Source organism: Arthrobacter sp. SLBN-100, assembly GCF_006715305.1.
In the GTDB taxonomy this organism is placed as follows: Bacteria; Actinomycetota; Actinomycetes; order Actinomycetales; family Micrococcaceae; genus Arthrobacter.
Window position 1 is genome coordinate 4,335,152 of record NZ_VFMY01000001.1, and the last position, 15,023, is coordinate 4,350,174.

The following is a 15,023-nucleotide window of genomic DNA, read 5'->3' on the forward strand; positions in this document are numbered from 1 at the left end:
AGAAGAGGTTCACGTGTCACCAGCGTCCATGACCCAGAAATACTCCACGATCTCCCCATCCCTGGCGGTGGGACATGATGAGCCGGACCGCAACCTTGCCCTCGAGCTTGTCCGCGTCACCGAGGCCGCAGCCATCGCCGGCGGGCACTGGGTTGGCTTCGGCGATAAAAACACGGCCGACGGCGCCGCCGTTGACGCCATGCGCTCCTTCCTCCAGACGGTCCACTTCAATGGCGTAGTGGTTATCGGCGAAGGCGAAAAAGACGAAGCCCCCATGCTCTTCAACGGCGAGCGCGTAGGTGACGGCACCGGCCCCGAGTGTGACGTCGCCGTCGACCCCATCGACGGAACCAGGCTGACCGCCCTCGGCATCAACAACGCCCTTGCCGTGCTGGCAGTGGCCGAACGCGGCTCCATGTTCGACCCCTCCGCAGTTTTCTACATGGAGAAGCTCGTCACCGGCCCGGAAGCCGCGGACATGGTGGACCTCCGCCTGCCCGTGAAGCAGAACCTGCACCTGATCGCGAAGGCCAAGGGCGTCAAGGTCAACCAGCTCAACGTGATGATCCTTGACCGCGACCGGCACCGCCCCCTCGTGGAGGAAATCCGTGAAGCCGGAGCGCGCACCAAGTTCATCATGGACGGTGACGTTGCCGGGGCCATCGCCGCGGCACGTTCCGGCACCGGCGTTGACGCGCTGATGGGCATCGGCGGCACGCCCGAAGGCATCGTCGCGGCCTGCGCCATCAAGTCGCTGGGCGGCGTGATCCAGGGACGTCTCTGGCCCACCAGCGACGAGGAAAAGCAAAAGGCCATCGACGCCGGCCACGACCTCGAACGCGTCCTGTCGACCAACGACCTCGTCTCCAGCGACAACTGCTACTTTGCCGCCACCGGCATCACGGACGGCGACCTGCTCAAGGGTGTCCGGTACTCCAAGGACAAGGTCCTCACCCAGTCCATCGTGATGCGTTCCAAGTCCGGCACCATCCGTTTCGTGGACGGCGAGCACCAGGCCAGCAAATGGGAAGGGTACGCCCGCAAGAGCTGATCCCCTCCTGCCCGACACGGATCCCCGGAGCGCCGCAGCGTGCTCCGGGGATCTGCCGTTTCAGGCCTTGGTATAGGGTTGAAGCCATGATTCCTGCTGTTGTGCCCTGTACTGACCGCGCCCTCTGGGACGAATACGTTGACCGGTTTCAGGGACACCCGCAGCAGCTGTGGGGCTGGGGCGAGACCAAAGCAATGCACGGCTGGTCCGTGGACCGGGTACTGGTCAACGACGGCGACAAGACTGTGGGCTGTGCCCAGTTGCTGGTCCGCCGGCTCCCGTTCCCCTTCCGCGCCCTGGTATACGTCCCCCGCGGCCCGATGTGTTCGGTGGAGGACGCCCCGGCCGTCCTGGCCTGCCTGGCCGGCCATGCTGCCGTCCGCCACCGCGCAGTGGCGCTGAGCATCGAACCGGACTGGGACGAGGAATCGGCCTTCGCCGGTGCCGTCGCATCCGCCGGCTTCCGGGCCACCACCAACACTGTGCTGATCCCGCGGACGCTGATCCTGGACCTCACCAGGACGGACGAGGAACTGATGGCGGAAATGTCCAAGTCCACCCGGGCGAACATCCGCAAGGCAATGCGCAGCGACGTCGAGTTCCGCAAGGTCAAGAATGACGCCGAGCTTGAACAGGTCCTCGCGATCTACCACGAGACAGCCGGGCGCGCCGGCTTCGGCATCCATGAAGACCAGTACTACCGCGACATCTTCCACAACATGGGGGACGGGTCACCGATCATCGCAGCGTTCGACGGCGAGCAGATGCTGGCCTTCGTCTGGCTGGCCCGGAGCGGGTCCACGGCCTTCGAACTGTACGGCGGCGTCTCGGCTGTTGGACAGAAGCAGCGGGTGAACTATGGCGTGAAATGGGCCGCCCTGCAGGCCATGCGTGAAGACGGCTGCTCCCGCTACGACTTCAATGGCCTCCTCAACGACGGCATCTCCGACTTCAAGAAGCAGTTCGCCAAGCACGAAAATATGCTCCTGGGTACGTGGGAAAAACCGCTCTCACCGTTCTACCCCGCGTACGCCCAGGCAATGCCCTTGGCCCGCCGCGGACTCCAGCAGGGGCGGCGGCTCCTGAAGACCGCGTCCGGCCGCGTCCGGCCACTCGTCCAGAGGCTGCGCCCGGGCAACTAGCCGCGTCGGCAAAGGGCGACGACGGCACCCGCCGCGGTGCCGTCGTCGCCCTTTGCTGTTACTGGCCGCGGGTTGCGCCCTGGGGCAAGCCGGTGGTCACGGCGAACGCGAGCGCCGGTTCGGTGCTGCCCGCCACTGGATGAACGTTGACGGGCGCCTCGGCCGCAGCCAGGAAGGCGCTGCCGCCGCGCGAGAGCTGAAGGTCGCCCTTGGGGGAATCAAGGTAGATGTCCCCGGCCACCACAATCACCACTGCGGCGCCGGACTGTGCCAGCGGCACGGGGCCCGCGTCCGGGGCGAGCTCGATCCGCTGGAGCTGGAATTCCTCGAAGGGCGGCCGGAACAGCTCCTGGTCCATCATGGTCCGCTCGGCTTGAAGCATCGGCACGGCGACGGGCTGGAAGTCGATGGTCCGCAGCAGTTCCGGGACGTCGACGAATTTGGGCGTGAGCCCGCCGCGCAGCACGTTGTCCGAGGACGCCATGACCTCAACGCCAAGCCCGTGCAGGTAGGCATGAACGTTTCCCGCCGGCAGGTAGACCGCCTCACCCGGCTCCAGCGAGATGCGGTTGAGCAGCAGCGAGATCAGGACTCCGGGGTCACCCGGGTACTTCTCGTTGAGGCTGATGACCGTGGCCAGCTCAGTTTCGAAAGGTGCCAGCGGGGCTCCGGACAGAAGCGCGGCAACCACCAGGGCCGTGTCGTCAGCCACTGACTGGCCGCCCGTGATCAGCCGCTCGAAGGCTGCCTGGAGGCCCGTGCTCTCTTCGCCCGCCGCGAGATCCTCAAGCAGGGCACCGATCAACGCGGGCACCTGGCCTTCCACCGCATCAAAGGCTGCCGCCACCTGCTGCAGGATTTCCCGGGTCTGTGCTGCGGGGCGGAAACCGCACAGCGCCTCAAACGGTGTCAGGGCGAAAATCATCTCGGGTTTGTGGTTGTCGTCCCGGTAATTCCGGTTGGGGGCTTGCGCGGCGAGGCCCTCGGCATTCTCCCGGGCAAAGCCGGCCCGCGCCTGTTCCAGGCTCGGATGGACCTGCAGGGACAGCGGCTGGGCGGCAGCGAGGATCTTGGCCAGGAACGGCAGTCGGGGGCCGAAACGAGCCACCGACTCCGCGCCGAGGAAATGCTCGGGATCGCGCGAGATCAAAGCGTCCAGCGCAGTGGCCGAGCCGTCCTCCGGAACGCGGGCCACGGAGGGGGAGTCGGGGTGCGCGCCGATCCACAGCTCCGCTTCGGGACGGCCGGACTCGGCGCGCCCCAGCAGGGCGGCGATCGCGGTCGTTGATCCCCAGGCATAATCCCGAAGGACGTTTTCAATCTCGTACAAGTCGGTGTCCGTTTCCTAGGTCTGAAGGGAAAGTGGGCCTACAGGGGGGCGCACTGGCCGTTGGTCGCCACCAGTTCCCGGATGGCTTGTTCGTCGCCCTGGCGCTTGAGCTCGTTGAGCATGGCCTCCGTGATTGGCTCACCGTCAGGGGTGGTGGTCACCGGCGTGAAGTCCGACGGCGGGGGAGACTGCTGCGTCCGGGTGCCGCCGGCCAGCAGCCCAGCAGCGGGGGAGAGGGCCGGTGCAGCCTGCAGGTGTCCTGTGGCGGCGGCCGGGACCACCAGGGTGTCATCAGGGGAACCCGCGGACTGGGCTTTCGACGCCGACGCCAGCAGCTGGTCGACCCGCTCGTGGATCACGTCGAAGTCGGGAACAGTGGAGAAGGACGCGTCGAAGTCCGGCGGGCCGATGGTGAGCCGCTTGACGTCCTGGCCCTTGGCCTTGATCGCCAGGTCCACGAAACTGCCCAGCTGGGAGGCGGATATATTGGAGTCCACCACCTTGGTGCCCGCGTTGGCGATGTCCTCGAACTTGGCCAGCAGCGTGGCGGGGTCCAGCTGCTTGAGCATTGCCTGCTGCACGCACTGCTGGCGCTGGATGCGGGCGTAGTCGTCCACGAATTCACGCGACCGCCCGTACCAGAGCGCGTGATAACCATCCAGGGTCTGGTCGCCTGCCGGGATCCAGCCCAGGGGCATACCGTGGATGCCGTTGGCCTCATCAATCGTCTCGCCGCTGATGGGCACCCAGCCTCCCGCCTTGATTCTGATGCCGCCCATGGCGTCGATCAATTTGGAGAACCCCTCCATATCCACCAGCACGTATGCCTGGACCGTGATGCCCAGCGTCCCGGAGACGGCCTCGAGGGTGGCCTGCGCGCCGGGATCTGCGACGCCGGGGTAGAGGTCGGCGTGCTCGTTGGTCACTTCGGTGTTGATGGCATTGATGAGGCACTCGTCACCGCAGTCGTAGCCGTCCGGGTAGATGGCCCGCATGGGGGAGTCCTCGCTGAACTGGGCGTTCTGGAGGTTCCGGGGAACGGAGATGATGGCGGTTTGGCCGGTCTTGGCGTCGACGCTCAGGACCGAGAGGCTGTCCGTGCGCCTGCCGGTACGGTCGTCACCGGCGTCTCCGCCCATCATCAGGAAGTTGTAGCGGCCGTCCACCGGGTCAATGGCGGGGCCCGCGGAGAAGATGCTGCCGATGGCATTGCGTCCTACGTTGAGCAGGTACGCGGCGTAGCCGAGCGAGCCGCTGCCCAGGACCATCGCCAGCACCAGGGCTATAACGACGGCGGGCCGGGCCGGCGGCGCCAGCAGCACCGGGCGGATGAGCCGCAGGGTGTTGATGAACAGGACCGCCCAGCCGGCAGCCAGTACCGCCAACACGATGATGATGGCGAGTGAGGCAAAAGGATTGGTAATGGTGTTGATGAGCACGGTCCGGTTGACCAGCAGCAGGAGTAGGGCCAGCACCAGTGCCGCCCAGACGCAGAGCGTCACCCGCAGCGCGGCGCGGCCAAGTTTTCGGTCGCCGGCTACGAGCTGGGCGCTTCCGGGAACCAGGAGGGTCATCAGGACAAGCACAAAGGCGCGCTTGGTCCGGACCTGGGGGGAGGCGCTGACCGGATAGCGGACGGGGTCGGTCAGCGCAGTGTCCGAGGGCGACTTCTGGATCTTGCTGCTGGACATGGCCGCCTTCCTAACGGCTGCCCCGGAGCGGCCCGTTGCCTTCTGCGAAGACCTCGCTGACCTTCTGCCGGAGGTTCGCCCCCTTGCGGCTAGCCACCGCGTTGAGGTCTGCGGCGAATTCGATAAGGTCCGCGCGCAGCGAGGCGGCGAGCTCATCAGTGCCTGCTGCCAGCATCCGGACCGCAAGGAGTCCGGCATTGCGGGCGCCCGCGATGGAAACCGTGGCCACGGGAACGCCGGCCGGCATCTGCACGATGGAGAGCAGGGAATCCATCCCGTCCAGGGTCTTGAGCGGTACGGGCACCCCGATCACGGGAAGGGGCGTGACGCTGGCCAGCATTCCGGGCAGGTGGGCGGCACCACCGGCGCCCGCGATGATGACCCTCAGCCCGCGCTCGTGCGCCGTCTGGCCGTAGCGGATCATCTCCGTGGGCATGCGGTGTGCGGACACAACATCGGCTTCGAACGGTATCCCGAACTCCGCGAGGGCTTCCGCTGCTGCTTCCATCACGGGCCAGTCGGAGTCGGAACCCATGACCAGGCCCACCAGGGGGCTGGCTGCGGAACCTTGGACCCGGGCGGCTTCGGCACTCATGCGTTCTCCTCAAAAATTGCTGGCGGTTCTTCGGCCGGCACCCGCCCGTCGCGGATGATGCCTGCCACCACTGCGGCACGGCGTCGAACAGACTCAACCTCCGCCGTCGACGTACCCGCCAGGTTGACGTGGCCGATCTTGCGGCCCGGGCGCACGGATTTGCCGTAGCAGTGCACCTTGGCCGCAGGTTCGCTGGCAAGAGCCAGCGGGAAAGCGGAGAAGAGGTCCTGGTTGTCGCCGCCCAGGAAGTTCTTCATCACCACCACCGGTGCCAGGGCATCGGTGGCACCCAGGGGCAGATTCAGTACAGCCCGAAGGTGCTGCTCAAACTGGCTTGTTACCGACCCGTCCTGCGTCCAGTGCCCCGTGTTGTGCGGCCGCATCGCGAGTTCATTGATCAGGAAGCCCGCCCCAGTTCCAGGCGTCTCGAAGAGTTCCACGGCCAGGACGCCAGTGACTCCAAGTTCGTTGGCGATCCGCAGTGCGGCGTCCTCCGCTGCGGCAGCAACCTCCACCGGGATATCGAGGGCAGGGGCAATGACTTCGTCGCAGACGCCGTCCACCTGGACAGTGTGAACTACGGGCCACGCCCGGGCTTCGCCGTCAGGCGTCCGTGCAACCAGCGCGGACAGTTCGCGGGTGAATTCCACTTTTGCTTCTGCGAGGAGGGGGCTCATGGCCTCGAACCAGCTGCTGGTTTCGGCGGCCTCTTCCGGGGAGGAGATGATCCGTACGCCCTTGCCGTCGTAGCCGCCGCGCGGCATCTTCAGCACCACGGGCCAGCCGGTTTGCTCACCAAAGCTGACGAGCGCGGCCACGTCGGAAACGGAAGCCCAGGCGGGATTCGGCAGTTCCAGGCGGTCGATGGCGGCGCGCATTACGAGTTTGTCCTGGGCATGGACGAGGGCATCCGGCCCGGGCTGGACATTGACGCCGGCTTCCTGCAGGGCCCGGAGATGGGCTGTGGGAACGTGCTCGTGGTCGAACGTCATCACATCCAAGCCCTTGGAGAATTCCAGCAGGGCCTGGAAGTCCTTGTAGTCGCCCACCGGCGAGGAGGACACTGCCGGGACGGCGGAAACGTCGTCACTTTCGGCAAGGACGCGGAGTTCGAAGCCGAGTGCTGTTGCCGCTGGGGCCATCATTCGCGCGAGCTGGCCGCCGCCAACCACACCTATTACTGGAAAAGTCACATGGGCCAGCCTACCGAAAACCGCCCCGTATCCCGCCTTCGGGACGCGGGAGCGGCTGAGTTTTTCGGTGCGCGGGCCCTCAGGTGAAGCAAGTTAGGGGAGCTGCCATGCAGCTTCGGGGGCTAAAATAGGGCTTTGGCCGTGTGGCCCATTGTTTCAACGGCCATGGAGGGTCATGTTTAGCGCACTTGCAGAACGTATCCGGGGACTCGCCTCGCTTTTCTGGCGTGAGGTGGCCAAGTTCGGTGCCGTGGGCGGTGTGGCATTCGTCATCGATAATGGCCTCACGTATTACCTCATGCACGGGCCGATGTCAGACAGCGAGGCCAAGGCCCGGTTTGTGGGTGCCTCGGTGGCCACCATCTTTTCCTGGATTGCGAACCGCCTCTGGACCTTCCGGCACCGCCGGCAGGCGAACGTGCTGCGCGAGTTCCTGATGTTCATCCTCATCAACGGCATCGGCATCGGGATCTCCACCGGGTTCACCGCCCTTGCCAAGTACGGACTTGGCGTCACGGACAAGAACCTGCTGTTCTTCGCCGGAGTTGCAGGCATCCTGGTAGCTACAGTGGTCCGGTTCTTCGCCTACCGGTTCCTCGTGTTCAACCAGGAACTGGATCAGGAACCCGAATTCTCGCACGACCACGAGCTCATCGAAATCCACCATGGCAAGGGTTCAGGTACAGCCGCCGATGTGGCGGAGCCCGAATCCTTTGCCGGGGACCCTGCCCAGCCCAAAAAGTAGGGGTGGCAGCCCCAAAAGCAGGGTGGCAGCCCCAACAATCAAGGGTGGCAGCCCCAAGCAGCAGGGGCGCCGAGTGGGAGCCGTCTGTTCAGCTGCCGTGGATGCGTTCCGCGGCAAGCAGCTTCCCGGTGTCCGCCACATCCGGGTGCGTGAGCACCACTGAACCTCCGCCGCGCCAGGCGCCCAGCGCATTGGCCAAGGCGGCCTCGAGCCCGTCGCTGCCCGGGACGTGCAGCCGGACCCCGTCTTCATGGCTCACTGCGAAGCTGTTCAAAAGATCCTCGTGGAGATGCCGGCGCCCGTCGGATGCGACGATGGCGCAGGCCGACGGATCGGGGTCGGCATGCTGCATAAAAAAATCCGCGTGGGAGCGCACCTCCGCAGCGTAATCCAGGAAGCCGGCCGGAAGTCCGCCGTCCCACCGCATGGCGAGGGCCGGCAGCGCAACTGCCACTACGGCGTCGTAATTTCCGGTAACTGACTCCGGCGCGGCGGTGGCCAGGAAGTCGGCCCCGTCCCCGTTGAGCACAGTCTCCAGGCCGAGTTGCCAGGCGGCCAACGCCCAGACCATGGCTTTCCAGTGGACCGGAAGGTCCAGCGCCAGCCGCATGCCGGGCCCGGCGTCCAGCTCGTCCTGGAGGAGGTTGCTGGTCTTGGCCACCCAGTTGTCCAGGACCTTTCCGGACAATTCCACCCGCTCGGCGTCAGGGCCGTACCAAGTGAGCCGCGGGGCTGTGGAGTTGCCGGAACGAAGACTGGTCATCAAGTCGATTGCGGGGGTCGTCATGGCTCAATCCTGCCATCCGCTGATCCGCGGGTCACCCGTTGCTTCGCACCGCTTCTTCGGTTCGCGGAACGTGTGATATTTGTCACTTGTGGTACTAAGCCTACTTGCTATTTGCGGGCGGAGCGGCTATTTTCCGCGAAAGTATGCGCCTTTTGATGTTCCCGCGCCCCCATTTCGCTTCCTGGGGGCCGGCGGCGAGCCGGAGTCGGTGAAAAACTCGGGCGTGGCGTTCGAAACTTCCTAGGTTTTACTGATTATTATCCGGGCAGCGGCTTGACTCACCCTAGTTACACGCGTGTAATTAGATAACTAAAGGCAACTGCGTAAATACCGGCACACAACCGAGTGTCCACGTATCCAGGCAGTAGCTGCAACATCAGGAGGGTCGCCATGGGGCAAGCAGAGCGTATCCAGGAAGATGCCGTCGTGGCCGGTCAGGCGTCGGCGAAATATCGTGCACGGGGGGTGCCAAGCGATTGGTACGTTGACCCGGCCGATCCTGATGCGGCAGAACGGTACAACACAAACAACAAGGACTTACTCCAGGACCAGGCCACGGCATTCCTCGCCGCGCATGAAGCCCTCCTGGACGGCGGTGAGGACCCCGAGGACGAGCTTGACCCACCCATGGAACTGGCGGCGCCCGGAACTTCCCAGCCGGTCTGGATCGGTCTGCCCTTCCAACAGGACTTTGGCGACGAAGGCGAACTTGGCTGGCAGTCGGACGCCTTGTGCGCCCAAACAGACCCCGAGGCATTCTTCCCCGAAAAGGGCGGATCCACCCGCGATGCGAAAAAGGTGTGCGGTGCCTGCAACGTGCGGTCGCAATGCCTTGAGTACGCCCTGGCGAACGACGAGCGGTTCGGCATCTGGGGAGGCCTTTCCGAGCGCGAGCGCCGGCGGCTAAGGAAGCGAGCAATCTAATTCATCAGGATGTCCACGTCACTGCCGTTGTGGTTGCCCACAACGGCAGTGCCTATCTCCCCAGAACCTTGGCAGCACTGGCGGACCAGAGCCGGCCGGCAGACTACGTCATCGGAGTCGACGCCGGTTCACGCGACGATTCGGAGGTCCTCCTTCAGCGGGCTTTGGGTGTGGCACACGTTGTAAGCCACCGCGGGAAGCACGGCATGGGCGCTGCGGTAAACGCAGGCCTCGCCCAGCTCGCACCCTCGCGGCGCGAGGCAGCCACTGGCAGTTCGGAGTGGATCTGGCTGCTTCACGACGATGCCGCGCCCGGCCCGGAAGCCCTGGCTGAACTTCTCACGGCCGTTGAACGTGCCCCCTCTGTCACCGTCGCCGGCTGCAAGCAGTTGGATTGGCACGCCGAACGCCAGTTGATCGATGTCGGCCTTTCAACGAGCCGTTGGGCGGAACGGCTGACCCTGATTGACGCCGATGAACTGGACCAGGGGCAATACGACGGCCGCACCGATACCTTTGCGGTGAATTCAGCAGGCATGCTGGTCCGGCGGGACGTCTGGGAGCAGCTGGGCGGCTTCGACCCCGCCCTGCCGGGCAGCGGCGACGACGTTGACTTCTGCTGGCGCAACCGGCTGGCCGGACACCGGGTGGTGGTTGTCCCCGCAGCCAGGATGTTCCACGTGGCGCACCGGCCGAACGCCCTGGGGAACGCTGCTGCAGCCCGAAAGGCCCAGGTCCATCTGCGCCTGAAGCATGCACCGCTGTGGATGGTGCCGGTCCACGCGGCAGCTGCCCTGCTGGGAAGCATCTTCAAATTCGTGCTCAGCATTGCCGTCAAGGATCCCGGGCACGGCATCACGCAGCTCGTAGCGACCTTCGCTGCGCTGGGCAGGCCCAGCGCAGTCATCAAGGCCAGGCGGACAGCCCGGAAGACGCGCCGGATCAGGCGCTCCGTCATCCGCAAACTGCAGACACCGAGGCGGGAGGTCTGGAGCCACCGGCGTTCGCTCATGGAAGCCCTGGGTTCGGACACCAACGCGGTTGACGACCTCGAGCATGACCCCCTGGCACATCAGCCCAGCGGTGACGCTTCGGACGACTTTGCGGCGCTGGCCACCAGTAAACGCGGCTGGATAGGTAACGGGGCGCTGGGCGCCGTCATCATCGCGTCGGTCACGTCGCTGCTGGGACTGACCGGAATCTTCGGAGCCCCGGCAGTATCCGGCGGTGCACTGATTCCCGTTGCCGCCGGGCTGGGCGACATCTGGCACCATGCGTCAAGCTGGTGGATATCCCTGGGCGCCGGACTCCCCGGCCGCGGGGACCCCTTCGGCTATGTCCTCTGGATCCTGGGGGTGCTGGGCGGCGGTGACGCCAATGCGGCCATGGCCTGGCTGCTCCTGCTCAGCACGCCGCTGTCCGGCCTGACAGCCTGGTTTGCTGCCGGCGGACTGACCGTTCGCCGCCGCCTGCGCCTGGCGGCAGCGCTTTTCTGGGCCGCTGCCCCCGCCCTGCAGGTGGCCCTGAATCAAGGCCGCGCCGGGGCCCTCATCGCCCACATCATGATTCCCCTGCTGGCTCTTGCCCTGCTGCGGGCTACCGGCTCGGCCGTGGGCCAAGGCCGGTTCGAGGCGCCCGCTCCCGGCGACCGCCGCTTTACGGACAAGCCAGCGGTCAAACCGGGTATTAACGGGATGCCGTCCTGGACTGCGGCGGCGGCGGCAGGCCTGGCGATGGCGGTAGTGACAGCTTCCGCGCCTTCCCTGCTGATTCCGGCCACCGTGGTGATAGTGCTCTGCGGGGTCCTCCTGCGCCGCCGCGGGCGCACCGTGTGGTGGGCCCTGCTGCCTACGGCCGCCCTGTTCATTCCCTTCGGACTATCCACCCTCGACAGGCCCCGGGCCGTGCTGGCTGATCCCGGCGTGCCGCTGGCCTTCGACGCCGCTCCGTTGTGGCAGCAGCTGCTGGGCCAGCCTCTTGAGTTCGGCCAGGGCGGCGGCCTTTCCGGACTTCCGTATTTCGCCGAAGGCACCCTGCCCTGGGCAGCGCTGCTGGCTTTCCTGGCAGCCGGCCCGGTCCTGCTCCTGGCCGTGGCCGGAATTTGGCTGCCGGGCCGCCGGACCGCAATTGCCAGGTCGCTCTGGGTTGTCGCCACCATCGCCCTGGCCGGAGGCTGGCTCGCGGGGCAGGTGGCTGCCGGCATCAACGCCAACATCATGGTCACCCCCTTTCCCGGCCCGGCTGTTTCTGCCGCAGCCTTTGCACTTCTTGGCGCCGGCCTGCTTGGGGCGGAACAGCTCCTTGGCCGTGCGGACCGGGCAGCAGAAGGTGGGGCGAAGCACAAACTGGCACTGCGGTCCGCCACAGCATTGGGCATGGTGCTCCTTATGGTTGGACCGTTGGCCGGGATGGCAGCCTGGTCGGCGCAGAACCTTCTTCGTACGTCCCCGGTGGCGGCGCAAGCGCCTGCGCGCTCCGATGCTCCGCTGGGCACGCCGCGCCTGGTGGAATCCGCCGGCCAGCGCATCCTGCCGGCCACGGCCATCGACCGGGGGACCGGGCCCGAACAGACACGCACCCTGTTGATCAGCACCCGTGATGACGGCACCTACGACGCCTCGTTGATGCGCGGTGCGGGGACCACACTCGACAGCCTCTCGGCCATCGCCTCGGCGCGGAACATCCTGGGCGCGCCGGGCTCCGAAACGGTCCGCGAGGACGACGCGGCGAGGGCCGCGGTCCGCCGGGTGGTCGCCACCCTGGTTGCCGGCCAGGGCGTGGATCCCAGGACGGACCTGGAGCAGCTGGGCGCCGGCTTTGTGGTGCTGCGGGCGGCCGACACCGCCGCGCAGCTGACTGCCAGCAGGATGGACGCGGTGCCCGGACTCATTGCAGTGGGGCAGACCGACGTCGGCTGGCTCTGGCGCATCACTCCGCTGAACCAGCCGGCGCTGCAGCCGGCGGACATCACGCACCGGGTGCGGATCGTCGACAGCAATGGCTCAGCGATTGGCCTGGTTCCTTCGGACTACGACGACGTCGATGCTTCAATTCCCGAAGGTCCTGAGGGCCGCCTCGTGGTGCTGGCAGAACGGGCAGATCCCGGCTGGACTGCGTGGCTGGACGGCCGGAAGCTGACTGCAACCACGTCCGGGTGGTCCCAGGCCTTCACCCTTCCGCCCTCGGCCGGCCACCTGACGGTGCGGTACGAAAACCCGGGGGCGTTGTGGGCTGGAATTGGCCAGGCCGCGGTCATCGGGCTCACTGTGATGCTGGCCATCCCCATGCCGGCGCGGCGCCAACGAACCGGCCTTTCACGGGATGAAGGCTCCCTGCGTAAGGAACACCAGAATGCATAACGACTCCGTCTCCCCGGCAGCAGCGCAGGCGGTGCCCGCCAACGAGGAGGAAACCCAGGGGAGCCACGTCCCGAAGCGCCTTGGGAGCGGCCGGAAAGCGCTCGTGGCAGGCCTGGTGTCCGCGGCAGTCATTATGGCCGGTACGGGAGCAGTGGTTGCGGCCGGGTCCCTCCTTCCGCAAACCGAATCCAGCCGCAGCGTACCTGCCGGGGTATCGGCGGTTCCGGCCGGAAGCAGCGTGGGGGTCTGTCCAGGGCCCGCCCGTCTGCTGGAAGGCACGGAAGCGGGCACGGACCCGCAGTTCAGCCCGGAGTCAGAGACGGCTGCCAGTTCAGTCACCGCGGCCGTACTCAGCGCCGGCGGTGCCCTGCCGGCAAGCCGCGTTTCGGAACTCAACGGCACGACGGCCCTCGAAATCGCAAAAGAGCCTGGCCAGCCTGCTGCCACCAGTGCTCCCCAGGAGCTCCTGGCAGGGGTTGTGGCGGGCCGGCCGGTGAACCAGGTGAGTGTGCTCAGCGCCGATGCCGCAGCCAACCAGAAGGCCTCCGCTGCGGCAGCCATGAAGTTCACCGCAACCGACGGCGACCTGCAGGGGACGGCCGCCGCCAACTGCCAGCAGCCCTCCAACGACCAATGGCTTGCCGGTGCCAGTACCACGGTGGGCCGTACATCTGTGCTCATGCTCGCCAACGCTTCCACCACCCCGGCCACCGTGAGCCTGGAGCTGTTCGGGTCCAACGGACAGATCCAGGCGCCCGGAAGCCGCGGACTGCTCGTTGCCCCCGGTACTTCCCGGCCGGTGGTACTCGCCGGCCTCGCCCCGGCTGAACCACAGCTGAGCGTTCACGTGCGCAGCGCGGGCGGTCCCGTGGCCGCCGTCATCCAACAAAGTGTCCTCCGGGGACTCACCCCGGGAGGTGTTGACTTCATCGCCCCCGGCGCGGCGCCGGCCGTCCGTCAGGTGATGACCGGCGTCGACGTCCAGGACGCCGGGCAGGTCGCGTCGCTCACGGAAAAGTCCGGGTACGAGGACGCCGGGCCGGCCCTGCAGCTCACTGTGCCCGGCGCCTCGGATGCTGTGGTGGAGGTCAAGCTCTACGGAAGCGACGGCCAGAAGGCCCTCCCTTCCGGCGGGGTCATCACCGCCAAGGCGGGTGCAGTCACGGAGGTTCCCCTGGCAGGGGTCCCGGCCGGCCACTACACAGTGGCGGCATCATCTGATGTCACGTTCGTGGCAGCCGCCCGGGTCACGCGTGGACTCCAGGACAGCAAGGCGGTGGATGTTGCGTGGGCCGCGTCCGGGGTCAGGCTGGGCAGCCAGCACGTGGTCCCGGTTCCGCAGGGCGGGCAGCGGAACCTGGTTTTTGGTGCCTTGGAGAACCGGGCCACCATCACGTATTCGGCCATCACCGCCGACGGAAAAGTCCGGGCGCCGTCCACGGCGGACATCGCCGGCGGAACGACGGCATCCATCACCGTTCCGGAAAAGGCTGACGATTCCGACGTCGTCGGCTACGTGGTCTCGGCGGCGGGGGACGCCGCCTATGGTGCCTTGCTGCTGCAGCAGGACGGCAGGGATGACGTCTCGTCACTGGCTTTCCTGCCGGCAGCTGCCGGACAGGAAACCGTACCCGTGACACTCAGCTACTGACGCGGGTCAGTACCGGCGCCGGTAAACGGGGTCAAGGGTTTCGGGGGCAACACCGAGCATTTCGGCGGTGTGCTCCACCACCACGTCATGAACCAGGTCCTGGAGGTCGTCGAGGCCGCCGCTGGCCTGCTCCACCACGCGGCGGTACACCGTGATCATCGGGCCGTCCCCGTCCGTGGCAGGGATGTAGGCGCCCATGGGGGCCGGGGCCGAATTCGCGGCGAGCTGTTCGAGGTCAGGAGGAATTTCATCCACACCGAACCGGACGCCATCAAGGGTCTTGCCCCAGATATCGTGGAGCCGCTGCGCGGAGTCCAGCACCATGTCATCGAACCGGTCCGAACGCGTGCGGTAACCGGGATGGGTGGGGAGCATCACTTCGCCACGGAGGCCGCGTCCGTGCCGGTTACGGCGGCGGGCCATGAAGCTCTTGCCGGGCAATGCCGTGCCCGGGTCCTTGCGGGCATCCGGGTCAGCCAACCGGACCGTAAAACCTGATTCATGGTTCGATGACTGCATATATCGACTGTAAACCCGGGGGAACAATTACGCGAC

At 66.5% G+C, this 15,023-nt stretch carries 12 protein-coding genes; 6 read left to right on the forward strand and 6 right to left on the reverse strand.

Features of this window, described 5'->3' with window-relative positions; all coding sequences use genetic code 11:
* The first annotated feature begins 28 nt into the window (after window positions 1-28).
* Together glpX and FBY31_RS20040 are read left to right on the forward strand one after the other, a co-directional pair.
* Window positions 29-1,051: a class II fructose-bisphosphatase gene (glpX, locus tag FBY31_RS20035; protein ID WP_200833416.1), complete on the forward strand. Its 1,023-nt coding sequence runs from the start codon at window positions 29-31 to the stop codon at window positions 1,049-1,051.
* A gap of 86 nt (window positions 1,052-1,137) precedes the next feature.
* Window positions 1,138-2,193, forward strand: coding sequence for a lipid II:glycine glycyltransferase FemX (locus FBY31_RS20040; RefSeq protein ID WP_142044494.1), 1,056 nt, complete (start codon window positions 1,138-1,140; stop codon window positions 2,191-2,193).
* A gap of 58 nt (window positions 2,194-2,251) precedes the next feature.
* Here FBY31_RS20040 and manA read toward each other — a convergent pair whose 3' ends face one another.
* The 4 genes from manA to FBY31_RS20060 are packed head-to-tail and all read right to left on the reverse strand — an operon-like array spanning window position 2,252 to window position 7,002.
* Window positions 2,252-3,523 (reverse strand): mannose-6-phosphate isomerase, class I, encoded by a 1,272-nt coding sequence (manA, locus tag FBY31_RS20045; RefSeq protein ID WP_142044496.1) that lies wholly within the window; start codon window positions 3,521-3,523, stop codon window positions 2,252-2,254.
* A gap of 38 nt (window positions 3,524-3,561) precedes the next feature.
* A complete protein-coding gene (locus tag FBY31_RS20050) occupies window positions 3,562-5,214 on the reverse strand; it encodes an LCP family protein (protein ID WP_142044498.1) in 1,653 nt (550 codons plus the stop codon).
* Between the two features lie 10 nt (window positions 5,215-5,224).
* Entirely contained in the window at window positions 5,225-5,809 is a 585-nt protein-coding gene (purE, locus tag FBY31_RS20055; protein WP_142044500.1) for a 5-(carboxyamino)imidazole ribonucleotide mutase, read from the reverse strand.
* Window positions 5,806-7,002 (reverse strand): 5-(carboxyamino)imidazole ribonucleotide synthase, encoded by a 1,197-nt coding sequence (locus FBY31_RS20060; protein ID WP_142044502.1) that lies wholly within the window; start codon window positions 7,000-7,002, stop codon window positions 5,806-5,808. The genes purE and FBY31_RS20060 overlap by 4 nt, the downstream gene beginning before the upstream one ends.
* A 175-nt stretch (window positions 7,003-7,177) precedes the next feature.
* Between FBY31_RS20060 and FBY31_RS20065 the strand changes: the two genes are divergently transcribed.
* The gene (locus FBY31_RS20065) at window positions 7,178-7,747 is read left to right on the forward strand and encodes a GtrA family protein (protein ID WP_235013146.1); all 570 of its coding nucleotides are present in this window, start codon (window positions 7,178-7,180) and stop codon (window positions 7,745-7,747) included.
* 88 nt (window positions 7,748-7,835) lie between these two features.
* Here the strand turns inward: FBY31_RS20065 and FBY31_RS20070 are convergent, their stop codons facing one another.
* Window positions 7,836-8,534 carry a TIGR03089 family protein gene (locus FBY31_RS20070; protein WP_142044504.1) on the reverse strand — a complete coding sequence of 233 codons (699 nt, stop codon included), beginning with the start codon at window positions 8,532-8,534 and terminating at the stop codon, window positions 7,836-7,838.
* Window positions 8,535-8,924: 390 nt separating this feature from the next.
* Between FBY31_RS20070 and FBY31_RS20075 the strand changes: the two genes are divergently transcribed.
* The 3 genes from FBY31_RS20075 to FBY31_RS20085 are packed head-to-tail and all read left to right on the forward strand — an operon-like array spanning window position 8,925 to window position 14,468.
* Window positions 8,925-9,458 (forward strand): WhiB family transcriptional regulator, encoded by a 534-nt coding sequence (locus FBY31_RS20075; RefSeq protein WP_142044506.1) that lies wholly within the window; start codon window positions 8,925-8,927, stop codon window positions 9,456-9,458.
* Between the two features lie 29 nt (window positions 9,459-9,487).
* The gene (locus FBY31_RS20080) at window positions 9,488-12,817 is read left to right on the forward strand and encodes a glycosyltransferase family 2 protein (protein WP_142044508.1); all 3,330 of its coding nucleotides are present in this window, start codon (window positions 9,488-9,490) and stop codon (window positions 12,815-12,817) included.
* Window positions 12,810-14,468: a DUF5719 family protein gene (locus FBY31_RS20085; protein WP_142044510.1), complete on the forward strand. Its 1,659-nt coding sequence runs from the start codon at window positions 12,810-12,812 to the stop codon at window positions 14,466-14,468. The genes FBY31_RS20080 and FBY31_RS20085 overlap by 8 nt, the downstream gene beginning before the upstream one ends.
* A 6-nt stretch (window positions 14,469-14,474) precedes the next feature.
* On the opposite strand, the gene FBY31_RS20090 is transcribed toward FBY31_RS20085, so the two are convergent.
* Complete coding sequence (locus FBY31_RS20090) at window positions 14,475-14,987, reverse strand: metallopeptidase family protein (protein WP_142044512.1); 513 nt, start codon at window positions 14,985-14,987, stop codon at window positions 14,475-14,477.
* Window positions 14,988-15,023: the final 36 nt, after the last annotated feature.

What these genes read in the sequence shown, in the direction of transcription:
- glpX (WP_200833416.1), top strand. Translation starts at nt 29, where the DNA reads ATGACCCAGAAATACTCCACGATCTCCCCATCCCTGGCGGTGGGACAT.
- FBY31_RS20090 (WP_142044512.1), bottom strand. Translation starts at nt 14,987, where the DNA reads ATGCAGTCATCGAACCATGAATCAGGTTTTACGGTCCGGTTGGCTGAC.
- FBY31_RS20040 (WP_142044494.1), top strand. Translation starts at nt 1,138, where the DNA reads ATGATTCCTGCTGTTGTGCCCTGTACTGACCGCGCCCTCTGGGACGAA.
- FBY31_RS20075 (WP_142044506.1), top strand. Translation starts at nt 8,925, where the DNA reads ATGGGGCAAGCAGAGCGTATCCAGGAAGATGCCGTCGTGGCCGGTCAG.
- purE (WP_142044500.1), bottom strand. Translation starts at nt 5,809, where the DNA reads ATGAGTGCCGAAGCCGCCCGGGTCCAAGGTTCCGCAGCCAGCCCCCTG.
- FBY31_RS20065 (WP_235013146.1), top strand. Translation starts at nt 7,178, where the DNA reads ATGTTTAGCGCACTTGCAGAACGTATCCGGGGACTCGCCTCGCTTTTC.
- FBY31_RS20050 (WP_142044498.1), bottom strand. Translation starts at nt 5,214, where the DNA reads ATGTCCAGCAGCAAGATCCAGAAGTCGCCCTCGGACACTGCGCTGACC.
- FBY31_RS20070 (WP_142044504.1), bottom strand. Translation starts at nt 8,534, where the DNA reads ATGACGACCCCCGCAATCGACTTGATGACCAGTCTTCGTTCCGGCAAC.
- FBY31_RS20085 (WP_142044510.1), top strand. Translation starts at nt 12,810, where the DNA reads ATGCATAACGACTCCGTCTCCCCGGCAGCAGCGCAGGCGGTGCCCGCC.